This window comes from Pseudomonas sp. UBA5568 (assembly GCF_002425525.1).
Taxonomy (GTDB): Bacteria; Pseudomonadota; Gammaproteobacteria; order Pseudomonadales; family Pseudomonadaceae; genus Aquipseudomonas; species Aquipseudomonas fulva.
Genome location: NZ_DIMK01000052.1, coordinates 25,094 through 40,054, shown reverse-complemented (window position 1 = coordinate 40,054; position 14,961 = coordinate 25,094). Strand labels below are relative to the sequence as shown.

At 62.3% G+C, this 14,961-nt stretch carries 14 protein-coding genes; 8 read left to right on the top strand and 6 right to left on the bottom strand.

Features of this window, described 5'->3' with window-relative positions; all coding sequences use genetic code 11:
* The first annotated feature begins 27 nt into the window (after positions 1 to 27).
* From pstB to nahK, 8 genes are all read left to right on the top strand, one after another.
* A complete protein-coding gene (pstB, locus tag B2S33_RS16710; protein ID WP_042139286.1) occupies positions 28 to 789 on the top strand; it encodes a phosphate ABC transporter ATP-binding protein PstB in 762 nt (253 codons plus the stop codon).
* 88 nt (positions 790 to 877) lie between these two features.
* Positions 878 to 1,570, top strand: coding sequence for a hypothetical protein (locus B2S33_RS16705; RefSeq protein ID WP_027914763.1), 693 nt, complete (start codon positions 878 to 880; stop codon positions 1,568 to 1,570).
* A complete protein-coding gene (locus tag B2S33_RS16700; RefSeq protein ID WP_042139284.1) occupies positions 1,567 to 2,166 on the top strand; it encodes a hypothetical protein in 600 nt (199 codons plus the stop codon). Before B2S33_RS16705 ends, B2S33_RS16700 begins: the two co-directional genes overlap by 4 nt.
* Before the next feature lie 260 nt (positions 2,167 to 2,426).
* Positions 2,427 to 3,617, top strand: coding sequence for a porin (locus B2S33_RS16695; protein ID WP_027914764.1), 1,191 nt, complete (start codon positions 2,427 to 2,429; stop codon positions 3,615 to 3,617).
* Between the two features lie 306 nt (positions 3,618 to 3,923).
* Positions 3,924 to 5,240, top strand: a complete 1,317-nt coding sequence (locus B2S33_RS16690; RefSeq protein WP_028687013.1) for a type II toxin-antitoxin system HipA family toxin — start codon at positions 3,924 to 3,926, stop codon at positions 5,238 to 5,240.
* Positions 5,237 to 5,650, top strand: a complete 414-nt coding sequence (locus B2S33_RS16685) for a helix-turn-helix domain-containing protein (RefSeq protein ID WP_028687014.1) — start codon at positions 5,237 to 5,239, stop codon at positions 5,648 to 5,650. The genes B2S33_RS16690 and B2S33_RS16685 overlap by 4 nt, the downstream gene beginning before the upstream one ends.
* Positions 5,651 to 5,924: 274 nt before the next feature.
* Positions 5,925 to 7,088: a nitric oxide-sensing protein NosP gene (gene nosP / locus B2S33_RS16680; RefSeq protein WP_028687015.1), complete on the top strand. Its 1,164-nt coding sequence runs from the start codon at positions 5,925 to 5,927 to the stop codon at positions 7,086 to 7,088.
* Positions 7,018 to 9,672, top strand: coding sequence for a hybrid sensor histidine kinase/response regulator NahK/ErcS' (gene nahK / locus B2S33_RS16675; RefSeq protein WP_081783937.1), 2,655 nt, complete (start codon positions 7,018 to 7,020; stop codon positions 9,670 to 9,672). Before nosP ends, nahK begins: the two co-directional genes overlap by 71 nt.
* Here the strand turns inward: nahK and B2S33_RS16670 are convergent.
* The 6 genes from B2S33_RS16670 to B2S33_RS16645 all read right to left on the bottom strand — a co-directional run bounded on the left by B2S33_RS16670 (position 9,661) and on the right by B2S33_RS16645 (position 14,814).
* Positions 9,661 to 10,323 carry a response regulator transcription factor gene (locus tag B2S33_RS16670; RefSeq protein WP_027914768.1) on the bottom strand — a complete coding sequence of 221 codons (663 nt, stop codon included), beginning with the start codon at positions 10,321 to 10,323 and terminating at the stop codon, positions 9,661 to 9,663. The two genes, nahK and B2S33_RS16670, sit on opposite strands and share 12 nt — an antisense overlap.
* A gap of 56 nt (positions 10,324 to 10,379) precedes the next feature.
* Positions 10,380 to 10,940, bottom strand: coding sequence for a PQQ-dependent catabolism-associated CXXCW motif protein (locus tag B2S33_RS16665; RefSeq protein ID WP_288650690.1), 561 nt, complete (start codon positions 10,938 to 10,940; stop codon positions 10,380 to 10,382).
* A gap of 133 nt (positions 10,941 to 11,073) precedes the next feature.
* Entirely contained in the window at positions 11,074 to 11,865 is a 792-nt protein-coding gene (locus B2S33_RS16660; RefSeq protein ID WP_027914770.1) for an ABC transporter permease, read from the bottom strand.
* Positions 11,865 to 12,605, bottom strand: a complete 741-nt coding sequence (locus B2S33_RS16655) for an ABC transporter ATP-binding protein (RefSeq protein ID WP_288650689.1) — start codon at positions 12,603 to 12,605, stop codon at positions 11,865 to 11,867. Before B2S33_RS16655 ends, B2S33_RS16660 begins: the two co-directional genes overlap by 1 nt.
* Positions 12,602 to 13,591, bottom strand: a complete 990-nt coding sequence (locus tag B2S33_RS16650) for a YVTN family beta-propeller repeat protein (RefSeq protein WP_232097777.1) — start codon at positions 13,589 to 13,591, stop codon at positions 12,602 to 12,604. The genes B2S33_RS16655 and B2S33_RS16650 overlap by 4 nt, the downstream gene beginning before the upstream one ends.
* Positions 13,592 to 13,620: 29 nt before the next feature.
* Positions 13,621 to 14,814 carry an ABC transporter substrate-binding protein gene (locus B2S33_RS16645; RefSeq protein ID WP_027914773.1) on the bottom strand — a complete coding sequence of 398 codons (1,194 nt, stop codon included), beginning with the start codon at positions 14,812 to 14,814 and terminating at the stop codon, positions 13,621 to 13,623.
* Positions 14,815 to 14,961 lie beyond the last annotated feature (147 nt).

Here is a 14,961-nt window from a genome sequence, read left to right as displayed (position 1 = left end):
CCCCTGGCCAGCGAAACCCCCATCGTCATGGATTGCAAGCTGGACAAGATCTTCTACGGCAACTTCATGGCCGTGCGCGACAGCCACGTGCCGATCCGCAAGAACGAGATCACCGGTTTCATCGGCCCGTCCGGTTGTGGCAAAAGCACCGTGCTGCGCAGCCTCAACCGCATGAACGACCTGGTCAAGGGCTTTCGCTTCGAAGGGCATGTGCACTTTCTGGGGCAGGACGTCTACGGCAAGGGGGTCGATCCAGTCGTGGTGCGCCGCTACATCGGCATGGTGTTCCAGCAGCCCAACCCGTTCTCGATGAGCATTTTCGACAACGTGGCCTTCGGCCTTCGGCTGAACCGCTACAAGGGCGATATCGGTGACCGGGTCAAGCATGCCTTGCAAGGCGCTGCGTTGTGGGATGAAGTGAAAGACAAGCTCAAGGTCAGTGGCCTGTCCCTGTCCGGTGGCCAGCAGCAGCGCTTGTGTATTGCCCGGGCCATCGCCACCGAACCCGAGGTGCTGTTGCTCGATGAACCCTGTTCGGCGCTGGACCCGATTGCGACCCGGCGGGTGGAGGAGCTGATGGTGGAGTTGAAAAAGGACTACACCATTGCGCTGGTGACCCACAACATGCAGCAGGCCATTCGCGTGGCTGACACCACGGCGTTCTTTTCGGTCGACATTTCCCAAGGCACGCGCACGGGCTACCTGGTAGAGATGGGGCCCACCACCCAGATATTCCAAGACCCTCGTGAACAGCTGACTGCCGACTACATCAGTGGCAAGTTCAGCTGAGCCTCGCTTGAGAACGCCCGCGCGCCAGTGCCAGGACGGCCAAGGCCCGCGGTGGTCTTTACCCCAATACCGCAATCAGGGATAACCGATGCCAGCGACGCCCCGCCTGGATCTCAACGCCGTCGAGCACGCCCTGCGCCAAGTGCAGGCGCATTTCGCCGAGCTCAGCCGCCACTTCACCGAACCTCGCGACCCGTTCACCGACGAGGTGCTGTGCAACGTGCTGGAGGGCTACGCGTTGGTCGATCACTACGTGGCGCGCGGTATCGACCTGTTTCACCTGCAGCAGGTGAACCTGATGCTGGAAATCAACGCCACGGTGCTCTGTGGCACCGACGCCGCCCGCCGCCAGGAGTTCGCTGCGCACCTGGCGGCTACCGAAACCCATTTTTTCAACAACGTCGAAGGCGGCATCAAGGACTTGTACAACTGGTACTGCGGTTATGGCAGCGATTCGATATGGAAGCGCGCAGCTGGCGTGTACGTGCGCATCCTCAGCAAGCCACAGCTGTTCATCGAAGGCAACAACCGTACCGGCTCGCTGATCGTCAGTTATCTGCTGATGCGCGCAGGCTTGCCGCCATTCGTGCTGTCGCTCGAGAACGCCGAAGGCTACTTCAATCCCTCGTCAGTCATCCGCAACTCGGCCAAGCACGGCGTCAAGGCGCTGTACGAGCTGCCCAAGATCAAGAAAAAGTACGCCGCCTTCCTGGAAGCCCATGCCCCGGCGCCCGAGACGTTTTTCCTGCCAACCCCCCTGCGCGAGAGGAGCCTTCGATGAGTCGCGGATTAGCCTGGCAGCGCTGCCGAGCGGTGCTCGAAAGCACTGTACGTCAAGCGCGAGTGCGCATCTCGTTCGACATCGACGATACCTTGGCCTGCCTGCCCGAGCACGCCGAAGCCGAGCCGGACCGGCTGCCGAGCTTCGTCCACCGCTGGTTGGGCGAGCCACTGCGCAGCGGTACCCGCGAATTGATCAGCGACCTGCGCCGCCAGGGTTGCAGCGTGTGGATCTACACATCGTCCGGACGCACGCCGGCCTACATCCGCCGATGGTTGCTGCTGTACGGTATCCGCGTCGATGGCGTGGTCAACAGCGACCGCCACCAGCACATGCTGGGCCAGCGGGGGCTGGTCAACTCGCCCTCCAAGCTGCCCTCGGCGTTTGACATCGACCTGCATGTGGACGACTCCGAAGGTGTACGGCTCGAGGGGCTCGAGCATGGTTTTCGCGTGGTAGTGGTCTGCCCCAAAGACGACCAATGGACGCAGAAGGTCAAGCAGGCGGCTACCGATGTTCAGGCCACGCTGGCCTGGCAGCAACCTCATCGCTTTACCACAGCACGTGCGCAGCGGGGATCGATGCTCGCTTCCTGACCCGCCAGAGGCCAGGCAGGCCCTGTCTGGTCAGCTGTCCCGTTCATACGCTCGGCCACTTTCGTGCCGATCTTCGGTGTCCATCATTGATGCGTAAGCCCTAGGTCGCACGACCCGGCCTAGCCCGTAGTGGTCCCAAACCACCGGGCCTTGCACGCCCTTCGCAAGCAGGCTCGATGCTGCGCCAAAGCAGCGTTTCTGACCGCTACCCACCTTTCGATAATCGCCTCCGACCCTCTGTCCCCCGTTTGGAGCGCGCCATGCACAACAATAAAAACAAGTCTCTGCGGCCTCGTTACCTGGCAGTTGCCATCGCCAGCCTTGCGGCTGTCAGCCTGAGTTCCCTGGCGCAAGCCGAGATCATGTTGTACGACCAGAACCAGACCACCTTTTCCACCGACGGCTATATCAACGCGTTCTACGTCAACAGCAAGGTCGACCGTGAAGGTGAGCAGTTCGACCGCCGCCAGTCTCGGGTGAAGATGGGCTTTCTGCCCAATTACCTGGGGTTCAACATGGGCAAGCAGGTCAATGACCTGAAGCTCGGTGCCCGTGCCTCGTTCTGGGTCACCATCAACGACAGCGAAAGCACGGGTACCGACACGGCCATCGATGTCCGGCAGTTCTACGGTACTGTGGCCAACCCTGAATGGGGCGAGGTGCTCATCGGCAAGGACTTCGGGCTGTTCGCCCGCTCGAACATCCTGCTCGACGAGTTGCTCGCCGGTTACGGCCAGGTCAGTGACACGCTGGGTCTTGTCGATGGCGGTGGGGTATCGTTCGGCAACATCGGCAGCGGCTACCCGTACCCGTTCCCGACCTCGCAAATCACCTACCGTACCCCGGTCATGGAGGGCCTGCGTATCGCCGTGGGGATCATGGACCCGGTCGACACCAATGACAGCAGCCCCACGGGCAAGGCCTACCAGAAGAACCCCCGCACCGAGTCCGAGATCACGTACCAGTTCGACCTGGCAGGCGCACACATCTACAGCTGGCTAAACGGCAGCTACCAGACCTCCGACAACACTGACGACGCGGTGCGGTCTGTCACCTCAAAAGGGCTTGGCTATGGCGTGCAGGCCAAGCTGGGCGGGCTGTCCCTGACCGGGTCCGGCTTCCAGGCCAAGGGCATCAACCCGTTCTTCACCAACAATGCCGGCGAACCGGTGTTGCGCAACGTGGACAGCGACGGCTACCTGCTGCAAGCCTCTTACAAGGTCGGCAAGAACCGGGTTGCGCTTTCCTACGGCAAGACCAAGGACGACGGCAACGGCGCGGTAGGCAGCGGTGCCGATTATCAAACCCGCGGGGTGGCGCTGTTCCATGACATCAACGACAACCTCAAGCTGGTGGCCGAGTACAACCAGTTTTCCATTGAGGGCCATGAGACTCGCGAGCAGAACGAAGACACCGATACGTTTGCCGTGGGTGCGGTGCTGACGTGGTAACGATGTGGCGCAGGCGCAGTGTTCAACGGGGCTTGCGTGGTATTCCAGACCTTCAGGGTCAGGCGCCTGATGGCGGTGCAGCGCTGCAGCCCGAATGATGCATGCACGCACAACGCTGTTGACGCTCACTTGCCCGCCGGACGCTTCCCAGCCGTCAGGACAGCACCCAATGCATGCGGCAAGCAATTAAAACCAGCAGTTTAGTGCCGGTTTTTCAAAGTTCAGGCTGTTAGTCAGCATTTTATTGCCGGTTATTGACCCGGGGACTATTCTAATCAGCATTGCAGTACTGATTAGGAGATTGACATGCCGCTCAAGCTCGTCATTCAAGCTTTTTTTGAGGGCACATGGGCCGACGCGGCCACGCTTACGTTTGAGAACCCTGAGCGTGTTGCTGAGGGTGCGTGCCTGGTGGCCTATGACGACGACTACATCATCGCAAACTTTGATTGCATGGAAGATCGTTGCGAACGGGCGCTGAGCGTTGGCCTGCCCTTGAATTGGGATCACCACCGCGGGAAAGGCTATCCGGCATTTCTATACGACCTCATTCCTTCTGGCGCTGCCAAAGAGTCCCTTGAATCGCGTTACGCGCGATCCAAACCCGAAGGTATGGAAATGGGGCTGTACCTTTTGAAGCGTTTCACACCGGCCCCCGTCGGGCATTTGCGGATCAAGGAGTCGGTAGAGGATCTGCAGCCGGGTCGACAAGAGGCATTCGCGCGCCTTGAAGTCGTGAACAGGACGAATGAGTTTCTGGAGTACGCCTTTGAAACCGGTGCGGCGTTGGGTGGCGCTACCGGTGCCAACGGGCAAGCCCCCAAACTGCTTATGACCCAAGCCCACGACGGTGCGCTATACGCTGATGCAATGCTTGCCGATAACCAAGCGCGTCAACACTGGCTGATCAAGTTCGCGCGCAATAAAGGGAGTGAGCGCGATAACGATATCCTGCGCACCGAGTTCCATTACTACAACGCGGTGGCGGCCCTGGGACTTGATACGGTTCCCACTGAGGGCTTGATGCTCGAGGAGGCAGTCAAGCCCAGCCTGTGGATGCCGCGCTTTGATCGCCGAGTCGTGAATGGCGTAGTGGAGCGGGTGCCACTGGAGTCGGTGTATTCAATCTGCGGCATTACCGGTTATGGGCAGGTGATGACCCATGCTGAAGTCGTTCACCGATTGGTGGAGCTGTGGACCCACAACGGCCAGCAGGATGAGATAGAGGACTTGGTGTTCGAGTACGTACGGCGCGATCTGCTCAATCGCATTCTGGGCAATACCGATAACCACGGACGAAACATCTCCATCATCCGTGAAAATGGAAAGTTTCGTTTGGCCCCGATCTATGACCTTGCGCCAATGATCCTTGACGAAGAGGGCGTCACACGGACGACGAAGTGGGTGGCCGAGCGCAAGGGTTCCTCCAACTGGAGGGACAATTGCGCTGAACTGGCCGGTTACACCGATCCCGATGTGCTGCTGCAACGGTTGATGAATGCGGCTGATGGCTTCAGGGCGTTGCCCGATCTGCTGACGGGTGTCCCCGAGTCGGTACGCAATGCAGCCTCTTTGCCGGTCAATGACCTGGACAAGCGACTCGCACAGTGGGGGTTGAGATGAAAAAATTACAGCCCGAACAGCGTGCTCAGCTTGTGGAGGAGATCGCCCAGCGCAACGCCTTGGGGCTTGATTCGATCGGCGCATCCATCCGCCGCTTGCGGCTCGAAGTCACCGGTCTGGATCAAGAGACCTTTGCAACGATGTGCAAGATGTCCACGAAAAGCTTGTATGAACTCGAAAGTGGGAAATCCAACCCCAAACTCGGCACCCTGGAGGCTGTGCTGCGTCTTTTTGGGCTGCGGATGGGTATTGTGCTCAATCCCCGGGGGGGAATTAACCCGGTGTCGTTGACCGATACACCCGCACAGGCTGAACCGAAACGAGGAAGAAGCCCTGCGGCAGCTAAGGCAAAACGGGGAGGATCCAAGCAGGAAACGCCCAAATTTCCGTCACGCGACGACGGACAGTGAAAGGGCGGTAGCTGAGCGTGCGAGAGGCGCTCTGACGACTGCCTGGATGATCTTGCGATGGTGCGGGGATCGTTTCGCCAGTGCATGGAGGCTCGGGCAGTGCTGCTACCGGACGTTCTGGGCCACCCAGGGCATTCGCCTCCTCCAGCAATAGCGTGCGTCAGTAGCTCACCACTACGCCCATCGACGCGTGCACCTGCTACGCAAGTAGCATTCGAACCCTGGCCCATGCTTCGTACACTCACCGCTCAGCCAGCCCTTGCCGGAGACCCCGATGCAGCAGGCACATAACGAGGGCGTGGTCAGCGCCATGTCCCAGGCCAGCGATGCACGCGTGGCGGCTCAGGAACTGGCGCGGCAACTGCTGCATCCGCACTTGGGCTTCGTGCTGTTCTTCTGCACCGCCGAGTACGACCTGCAGGCCTTGGGCCAGGCCCTTGAACAAGGCTTTGGCGGCATCCCGCTGGTCGGGTGCACCAGTGCGGGGGAAATCACGCCGCTGGGTTATGGGCGCAGTTGCGTGACGGCCGTAGGTTTTGATCACCGGCATTTTTCCATCGCCACCGAACTGATCGACGAAATGGAGCGTTTCAGCCTGATCGACGCCCAGCAGATGGTCGAGCGGTTGGTCGGCAGCTGTCGCGGCAACGCCTTGGCCCAGATCAAAGGGCACAGCTTCGCCTTGACCTTGCTCGATGGCTTGTCCAGCCGTGAAGAGACGGTGCTGGCGGCCCTGAGCGCAGCGTTGGGCGATATCCCGCATTTTGGCGGCTCGGCCGGGGACGACAACTACCTGACACGGACCCACGTCTTCTATGGCGGGGCGTTTCACCACGGTGCTGCCGTGGTGGTGCTGGTCAATACCTGGCTGGACTTCGAAGTGTTCACCACCCACCACCTTGAGCCACGGCAGGAAAAACTGGTGGTCACCGGCGCCGACAGCGCCCAGCGACGGGTGTATGAGCTCAATGCCGAGCCTGCTGCCGAAGAATATGCACGCCATATCGGGGTGCCCGTCAGCGCCCTGGACCACAGGCTGTTTGCCGCACACCCGCTGGCCGTGCGCATGCACAACCGGTACTACGTGCGGGCCATCCAGCAGGTGCATGCCGATCTGAGCCTGAGCTTCTACTGTGCGGTAGAGAACGGCATTGTGCTCACGCCCATGACACCCGGCCCGTTGCTGCCGAACCTGCAGCAGCTGTTCGATGGCCTGCAGCAACGCCTGGGTCCGCTGATGCTCACCATCGGCTGCGACTGTTTTTTGCGCCGCTTGGAGCTGGAGACCCAGCAAGGCCTGGCGGCGGTGGGTGATTTTCTGCGCGAGCAGCGGGTGATGGGCTTCAACACCTATGGAGAACAGTTCAATGGTATGCACATCAACCAGACCTTCACCGGGGTTGCCATTGCCCGCAACCGAACCCGCCCCGGGCAATGACGTGCAGGCCGAACTGGCGCAGCTTCGCTATGAAAACCGCAAGCTGCAACGGATCAACGCCGCGCTGATCGAGCGCATCGAGTCGGGTGTCACGCGCGGCAGCGATCCCTATGCGGCCTTCCAGCATTCGGTGGTGCTGGCCGAGCAGGTGCGCGAGCGCACTGATGCGTTGAACCAGGCCATGGCCGAACTCAAGGCGGGCAACCAACTGCTCAGCGAAGCACGTCTGCGCGCTGAAACCGCGCACCAGCACCTGATCGATGCCATCGAAAGCATTTCCGACGCGTTCATCCTGTTCGACCGAAACCTGCGCATGGTGCTGTGCAACAGCCGCTTCAAGGCTTTCTGGGAGAACCGCCGCGTGCGCATCATTCCCGGCATGCGCCTGGTCGACGTGCGCAGGCTGATGACCAGCAGCGGCCTGTTCAGCGAGGATCCGCGCGGCCCTGCCGACGAACATCTGTTGTACCGACAGCACAATGGCCGCTGGCTGCAGGTCAACGAGCGCCCCACCTGCGAGGGTGGCCGGGTGATCCTGTTCACCGACATCACCGAGGTCAAACTCAGCGAAACCCTGCGCAGGGAACAGGCGGTGGCGCAGAAATCGCACCTGTTGCAGCGGGCGGTGGACAACCTGTCCCAAGGCGTGGCCATGGTCAACGCGGACGGTGTCCTGGAGTTGTGGAACCGCCGGTTCCTGGAGCTGAGCGGGCTGGCCCCGGTCGCTGCGCACCGTCCCTTCGCCGACGTGATTGCCGACAGCGAGCTGCGTTTGCTCACGCCCGAAAGCCGCGACGACAACGGGCGTATCGTGCACGAGTGCGAGCAACGCCTGTTCGACGGGCGCATGCTGGAGATCCGCACGCATCCACTGCCCACTGGCGGATTCGTCAACACGTTTACCGATATCACCGAACGCTACCTGCATGCCGAGGCCCTCAGCGAAAGCGAGCGCTGGATCCGGCTGATCACTGACCATGTGCCGGCACTGATCGCCTACCTCAACGCCGACCTGGTGTATGAGTTCACCAACAAGGTCTATGAGCAATGGTATTGCTGGCCCAGTGGGCTGATGCTGGGCCAGAGCCTGCGCCAGGCCCATAGCGAGCAGCATTATCAGCGCCTTGAAGCCTATGTGGCGCGGGCGCTGGCAGGGGAGAGCGTCACGTTCGAATTTCCGGAAACCAACATCAACGGCCAGGAGCGCCACATGCTGCGCTCCTATGTGCCCAATCGGCTGGCCTCTGGCGAGGTGGTCGGTATCTTCGTGTTGATCCGTGACATCACCGAACGGCGCAACACCGCCCAGGCGCTGCACCAGGCTTATCAGCACCTGGAGCTGCGGGTCCGTGAGCGTACGGCCGAGTTGACCAGCCTCAACGAACAGTTGTTACGGGAGATCGAAGAACGGCGACGTGCCGAGGCGCGTTTGCGCGAGGCCAAGCACGAGGCTGACCAGGCCAACCTGTCCAAGACCAAGTTCCTTGCCGCGGTCAGCCATGACCTGCTGCAGCCACTGAACGCGGCGCGCTTGTTCACCAGCGCCTTGCTCGAGCGCCGCGATCCGCTGGCCAGTGCACAGCTGGTGCGTAATGTCAGCAACTCCCTGGAAGACGTCGAGAACCTGCTGGGAACGCTGGTGGACATCTCCAAGCTCGATGCCGGCGTCATCACAGCCGACGTGGCACCCTTCGCCCTGGCGGAACTGATGGACAACCTGGCGGCAGAGTATGCCCACGTCGCCCGCAGCGAGGGGCTGGCCCTGCACTTCGTAAGCTGCTCGGTCGTGGTGCGCAGCGATATTCAGCTGCTGGCGCGGATCCTGCGCAACTTGCTCAGCAACGCCATCCGCTATACCCCCAGCGGGCGCGTGGCGCTGGGCTGTCGCCGCCAGGCAGGTTGCGTGCGCATCGAGGTGTGGGACACCGGTATCGGCATTGCCGAGGAGCATCTTGAGGAAATGTTCCAGGAATTCAAGCGTGGCGCCGTGCAGCGGCCGGATCAGGATCGCGGCCTGGGCCTGGGGCTTGCCATCGTCGAGAAGATTGCCGGCATCCTCGGTCACCGTATTGCCGTGCGCTCCTGGCCCGGCAAGGGGTCAGTATTCGCCGTGGAAGTGCCGCTGAGCACCGCCGTCCCGATTGCACGGCCCGAGCATGCCGTATGCCAGCCGATGCTCGAGTGCCTGCGTGGGGCCCGGGTGTGGGTGCTGGACAACGACGCTGCCATCTGTGCCGGCATGCGCACACTGCTCGAAGGCTGGGGCTGTTGCGTGATCACGGCACTGTCGGAGCAGGACCTGGCCCGTCAGGTGGAGAACTACCACGCCGATGCCGACCTGCTGATTGCCGACTATCACCTCGATGACGACTGCACTGGCGTCGACGCCGTGGCACGTATCAATGCCCGCCGTGCCCGGCCGCTGCCTGCGCTGATGATCACCGCCAACTACAGCAATGAACTCAAGCAACAGATCCGTGAGCGAGGCCATACGCTGATGCACAAGCCCGTACGGCCCATGAAACTCAAGACCGCCATGAGCCACTTGCTGGCCTCCCGGGCCCCTTGGGGGTCAGCGCCGTAGATAGTCAGCGAAGTCGATGTCGCCGGCGCTGAGGATGGCCTGCACCCGGTTGTGCACGTTCAGCTTGCGCAGGATGGCCGAGACGTGGGCCTTGACGGTGGTTTCGGCGATGTCCAAGGCATAGGCGATCTGTTTGTTCGATTCGCCCTTGGTCATGCGTTCGAGCACCAGCAACTGCTTGCGCGTCAGGGCCTGGAGCATTTCCGGCGGGAAGCTTGGGGCATCGCTCAGGCGGCGGCTGCTGCTTTTCTGCGCGCGGATGATATCCGGCGGCAGGTACACGTTGCCGTTGAGGATCTGCTCGATCGCCTCGATCATCTGCGCGCGCGGCGAGGACTTGGTGATGAAGCCCACCGCACCGTAGGTGATGGCTTGCAGCACCACCTGCTTCTCTTGCTCGGCCGAGACGATCACCACCGGGGTGGTAGGTGCCTCGTTGCGCAAGGTGATCAGCCCGTTCAGGCCATGCATGCCCGGCATGTTCAGGTCGAGCAGGATCAGGTCGAGGTCGTCATGGTCCTGGGTCAGCGTCAGCGCACTGTCCAGGTCGGCGGTTTCCATGATTTCACTGCCCTGAAACCCGTCACTGATGACGTTGTGGATCGCTTCGCGAAACAGCGGGTGATCGTCGGCAATCAAGATTTTGTACATGGCCTTTTCACCTTGTTCTTGTTTGAATAATTAAGCGCGCAGGGGCAAGCAAGCTGTCAGGGAAACGCTGCTGGCTGGGCCGTCTGCACGGGCAGGTCGGCCTGCTGCCAGGCGTCTAGCCCGTCGCGGTACCAGTAGAGGTTGGTGTAGCCCAGTTGTGCTGCGCGTTTTACCGCGTTCCAGCTCAACCAGCAATCGGACCGGCAATAGAAGACGACAGGGTAATGAGGCTGCCCCCCTGTGGCCTGACGCAGGTGATGCTCGAAGTAACCTTGCCAGGCAGGGCTGAGCACGCCGTCGCCGGTGTTGGGCAGCCACAGGCTGCCAGGCAGGTTGGCGTGGGGCTCGTCTTCGATGAAGCGTTCATGCAGCCACTGGCGGCGGTAGACGTCGATCAGGACAGGGGCCGGATGCCCCCGCATCATCGATTGCAGCGCGGCAGTGTCTATCACCTTGCCACCTTCGACCTGCGGCGGGGTCGGGCTGCGGTACAGCGTGGCGCGGTAGCCATCTGGCGTGAACGTCGGTGGGGCGGCGGCCTGGGCATGGCCCAGCAAAAGGCTCAGCGAGGCGGCGGCCAGCAAGCACAGGGGCAGCCTTTGGAGGGCACGTGGCATGGTCTGTTCCTTCTTGTTATAGGCGCATTACATGCCAGTGCCACGGCTTTGTGAATGCGACCATAGACACCCTGGGCAGTACCAAAGTAGTAGAGGCGAGCCTCCCCTGCAGCGCACAGTCCACCGGGGCACCTCACCGTGGTTTGCGCAGGGCGGCGTGCTGCGGGTTGAAGGTGACGATAGCCAGCAGCGTGAACAGCATGCTCAGCGTCAGGCATACCGCCAGCGCCAGCAGGCTCAGCCGCTCGTAGAGCGCAAAGCGCACCAGCTCGACGGCGTGGGTGAACGGGTTGACCGCACACAGCCAGTAAAGCCACTGGCTGGCCTCCTGCATTTTCCAAAGCGGATAGAGCGCCGACGACAGAAAGAACAAGGGGAAGATCACGAAATTCATCACCCCGGCAAAATTCTCCAGTTGGCGGATGGCATTGGACAGCAACAGCCCCAGTGCGCTGAGCATGAACCCCACGAGCAGTACCGCGGGCAGGGCCAGCCCCAGGCCGCCGACCGGGGGCTGAATGCCGTAAAGCCAAGCGATGGCGATGAAGATGTACACCTGTAGCACAGAGATAAGCGACGTCGCCAAAAGCTTGCTGCACAACAGAAAGGCCCTGGGCAGCGGGCTGGTCAGCAGCACCCGCATGCTGCCCATCTCCCGGTCGTAGACCATCGATAGCGAACCTTGCATGCCATTGAACAGCAGGATCATGCAGGCCAGGCCCGGCACGATGTAGACCTCGTAGGGAATGTAGCTGTCGTATGGCTCGATGATGGCGATGCCCAGTGCAGCACGAAACCCGGCAGCGAACACCACCAGCCACAACAAGGGGCGCACCAGTGCGCTGATCAGACGCGTGCGTTGGCGCACGAACCGCAGGGCTTCACGCATGAGGATGCCGCTAAAGCAATACCAGTAGGCGTTCATCAGGCGAGCGCTCCAGCCGTGTTACACGTGTGATAGGCGAACGTACGGCCCAGATCGCCGCCGTGGGGCTGCATCATGGCCTCGGCAGTCCCACTTACCACCACCCGACCCTGGTGCAGGATGACCAGGTCATCGGTCGCCTGCACTTCATCGAGCAGGTGAGTGGTCCACAGCACGCTCAAGCGCCGATCGCTGTGGCACAAGCTACGCACGTGCTGGTTGAGTGCTTGCCGGCTGGGCGGATCCAGGCCAACGCTGGCTTCGTCGAGTAGCAACAGGCGGGGCCCGTGCAGCAGTGCCCGGGCGATTTCGACGCGGCGCCTGTGCCCAACATTGAGTTCGCGCACGGGGTCACGGCGCCGCTCTCCCAGCCCTTGGCGGGCCAGTTCGGCGTCCACGCGGCGCTGGGCCTCCCGCCGGGGCATCCCATGCAGCGCTGCGTGATAGCGCAGGTTCTGTTCCACGCTAAGGTCCAGGTCCAGCGTGCTCTGCTGAAACACGACGCCCAGCTGCCCTAGCGCTGCCCGAGGCTGACGGCGCAGCGAATAACCCAAGACCTGGATATCGCCGTGCTGCACGTCATACAGGCAGGTCATCAAGGCAATCAAGGTCGACTTGCCGGCGCCGTTGGGCCCCAGCAAGGCGGTGAAGTGGCCGGGCGTCAGGCTGAAGGTCACGTCCCTGAGTGCCGCGCGCTGACCATAGGCGAAACTGACCCCCTCAATGCGCAGCGCGTTCATGGCGTGACCACCACACCCCATGGATAGCGGCCGACCTTGATCGATTTGAGCACCTTGAGGCTGGCCACGTCGATCACCGACACGTCGCCGCTCACGCCATTGGTGGCCAGCAGTTGCTGCTGGTCAGGGGTGAAGGCCAGCTGCCAGACGCGACGCCCCACCAGCAGGTAGTCCAGCACTTCGAATGTCCTGGCATCGACCACCGCCACATGATTGGCCGGGCCCAGTGCCACGAACGCGTACTTGCCATCGGCGCTGAGCTTGATGCCCACTGGCTGGACTTTGTCAGGGTGCACGCCCTTGATGGCGAAGTTCAGGGTCTTGAGCACCTGGCGCGAAGCCACGTCCAGGATGGTGACCGTGCCGCCGATTTCTGCCGACGCCCACAGGTGCTTGCCATCCTGGCTGAATTCCACGAAACGGGGGCGCTGGTCCACCGGGGTGCTGTCGGCCAAGGTCTGGGTCTGGGTGTCGATCCAGTGCAGCATGTTGGTGGTTTCGCTGGTGTTGACCGCCCATTTTCCATCCGGGCTCACGGCCATGCCCTCAGGTTCGATGCCCACATCCACCTGGGCCAGCACCGTGTCGCTAACGGTGTCGATGACCGTGACCAGGGCATCGTCTTCGTTTGACACGTACAACCAACGGTCGTTGGGATGCAGGGCGAATTGCTCGGGGTCTTTGCCTGACGGGAGTTCCTTGACGAGGGTGCGGCTGGCCACGTCCATCACCTGCACCCGATCCGAATCGCTGGCGCAGATGTACAGCAGCTTGTTGTCGTGCGACAGCAGCAGGCCGCGCGGGCGTTGGCCGACGGGCAGGGTGTCGGTCACCGTCAAGGTCTGCAGGTCGATCAGGCTCAGGGTGTTGTCCTTCTCGTTGGACACCCAGGCGGTGGCGGCCAGAGCAGGCTCGCCGGCCAGGGCCAGCACGACCGGCAGAAGACGGGCGCACAGCAGGCAGCGTGATGAGGGGCGGCGGCGCATGACAGGTTCCTTGTTATTGTGTGGGCGTGTCAGGGGTAAGTGCAGGTCACATCGGCCTTGTCGAATCCCAGGCTGTCCATCTCGTTGGAAGGGTGCAGGAAGCCTTCCTGCGGTGAGGTGCTGACCAGGGCTCTGGGCTGCACCAGGGGGATGGGTTGGCGCAGCTCGCCATTCCAGGGCCTGTAGCTGAGCTTGCGCCCCTTGAAACCGTCGAGTGGCAGTTGTTCGCTCACAAGCAGTTGCTGCAAGGCCCTGGGCTTGGCCTCGCGCAGCTTGCTGACGGCCGTGGCGATGCTGCGCACGGCCATCCACGCTGCGAAATCGCGGTCGTTCATCCAACGGCCGGCCTGCGCTTCGAAGCGTTTTTGCAATTGCGCGGCGCCAAACGTTTCTACGGTCTTGTGCCAGCCGGTGGGCGTCAGGCCCTGAGTGCCGGCGACCGGGCGTGGCAACCAGGTCTGGTAGGGCACGTATTCGCCGAAGTCGCCCCGTTCATCAGCCACCAGTACCACGTCGTATTCGCGCGCCTGAGTGAACAGCGGCATGTCGGCCTGGGCGCTGCGGCGCTGGTCGTTGTCGAACGTCCAGCGCTTCTCGGCCACCAGTTGCAGGCCAAAGCGCTTGGCCGCGCGGCGCAGCGCGGCGGCGTAGGCTTCATCGTCCGGGGTCTGCCCGACGATCAGCAACCCGCGCTGCCATTTGCGCAGCACCAGAAACTGCACCAGCGCATCGGCCAGCATCGCCCGCCCAGGCAGGGCGTGCAGCACATTGCCCAGGCACTGCACGCTGCGTATGGCGTCATCCGGGCTGCCGGCATTGAACAGCAGGCTGTCGGGCAGGGCCGCAGACAAGGCCCGCAGGCTGGCGACCGGCGCGTTGATGACGAACAACCGCACGCCGTCCCCATGCTGGGCCTGGGCGGCATGCAGCAGTTGCTCGGCGGAGTCGGCACGTGCGCTGACCAGCGCGAACTGCTGCTTGAGAAACCGCCCGGTGGTATTGCTGTCGGCAACGGCTAACTGTGCCCCTTGCAGGCCGGCATCGTTCGGTTCAGGCCAGATAGTGGACAACAGCGGGCCGCTGTCAGGGCGATAGCTCAGGTAGCCGATACGGATCTGCAAGGGGCTCACGGCCTGTGTGTCGGCCCTTTCGTTCTGAGCCCAGGCCGTCGGCGCAAGCAAGGTCAGCAGGCAAGTCAGGACAAGGTGGGCAGGCTGGCGCATATCGCACTCCACGGCAGATGGCGCCAGCATAGAAAGCCTGCCGGGGCCGGGGAATATGCAGAAAGTAGCGCCCAGCCGCTACCAAGGTAGTAGCGGGTGCGCTGGCGTGGCGCCCTAGGATGGCAGCAGTTGCCCTGGAGCCCGGTC

Bases quoted from the DNA above. Each gene is read 5' to 3' on its own strand.
- pstB (WP_042139286.1), top strand. From the start codon at position 28: ATGGATTGCAAGCTGGACAAGATCTTCTACGGCAACTTCATGGCCGTG.
- B2S33_RS16705 (WP_027914763.1), top strand. From the start codon at position 878: ATGCCAGCGACGCCCCGCCTGGATCTCAACGCCGTCGAGCACGCCCTG.
- B2S33_RS16700 (WP_042139284.1), top strand. From the start codon at position 1,567: ATGAGTCGCGGATTAGCCTGGCAGCGCTGCCGAGCGGTGCTCGAAAGC.
- B2S33_RS16695 (WP_027914764.1), top strand. From the start codon at position 2,427: ATGCACAACAATAAAAACAAGTCTCTGCGGCCTCGTTACCTGGCAGTT.
- B2S33_RS16690 (WP_028687013.1), top strand. From the start codon at position 3,924: ATGCCGCTCAAGCTCGTCATTCAAGCTTTTTTTGAGGGCACATGGGCC.
- B2S33_RS16685 (WP_028687014.1), top strand. From the start codon at position 5,237: ATGAAAAAATTACAGCCCGAACAGCGTGCTCAGCTTGTGGAGGAGATC.
- nosP (WP_028687015.1), top strand. From the start codon at position 5,925: ATGCAGCAGGCACATAACGAGGGCGTGGTCAGCGCCATGTCCCAGGCC.
- nahK (WP_081783937.1), top strand. From the start codon at position 7,018: ATGGTATGCACATCAACCAGACCTTCACCGGGGTTGCCATTGCCCGCA.
- B2S33_RS16670 (WP_027914768.1), bottom strand. From the start codon at position 10,323: ATGTACAAAATCTTGATTGCCGACGATCACCCGCTGTTTCGCGAAGCG.
- B2S33_RS16665 (WP_288650690.1), bottom strand. From the start codon at position 10,940: ATGCCACGTGCCCTCCAAAGGCTGCCCCTGTGCTTGCTGGCCGCCGCC.
- B2S33_RS16660 (WP_027914770.1), bottom strand. From the start codon at position 11,865: ATGAACGCCTACTGGTATTGCTTTAGCGGCATCCTCATGCGTGAAGCC.
- B2S33_RS16655 (WP_288650689.1), bottom strand. From the start codon at position 12,605: ATGAACGCGCTGCGCATTGAGGGGGTCAGTTTCGCCTATGGTCAGCGC.
- B2S33_RS16650 (WP_232097777.1), bottom strand. From the start codon at position 13,591: ATGCGCCGCCGCCCCTCATCACGCTGCCTGCTGTGCGCCCGTCTTCTG.
- B2S33_RS16645 (WP_027914773.1), bottom strand. From the start codon at position 14,814: ATGCGCCAGCCTGCCCACCTTGTCCTGACTTGCCTGCTGACCTTGCTT.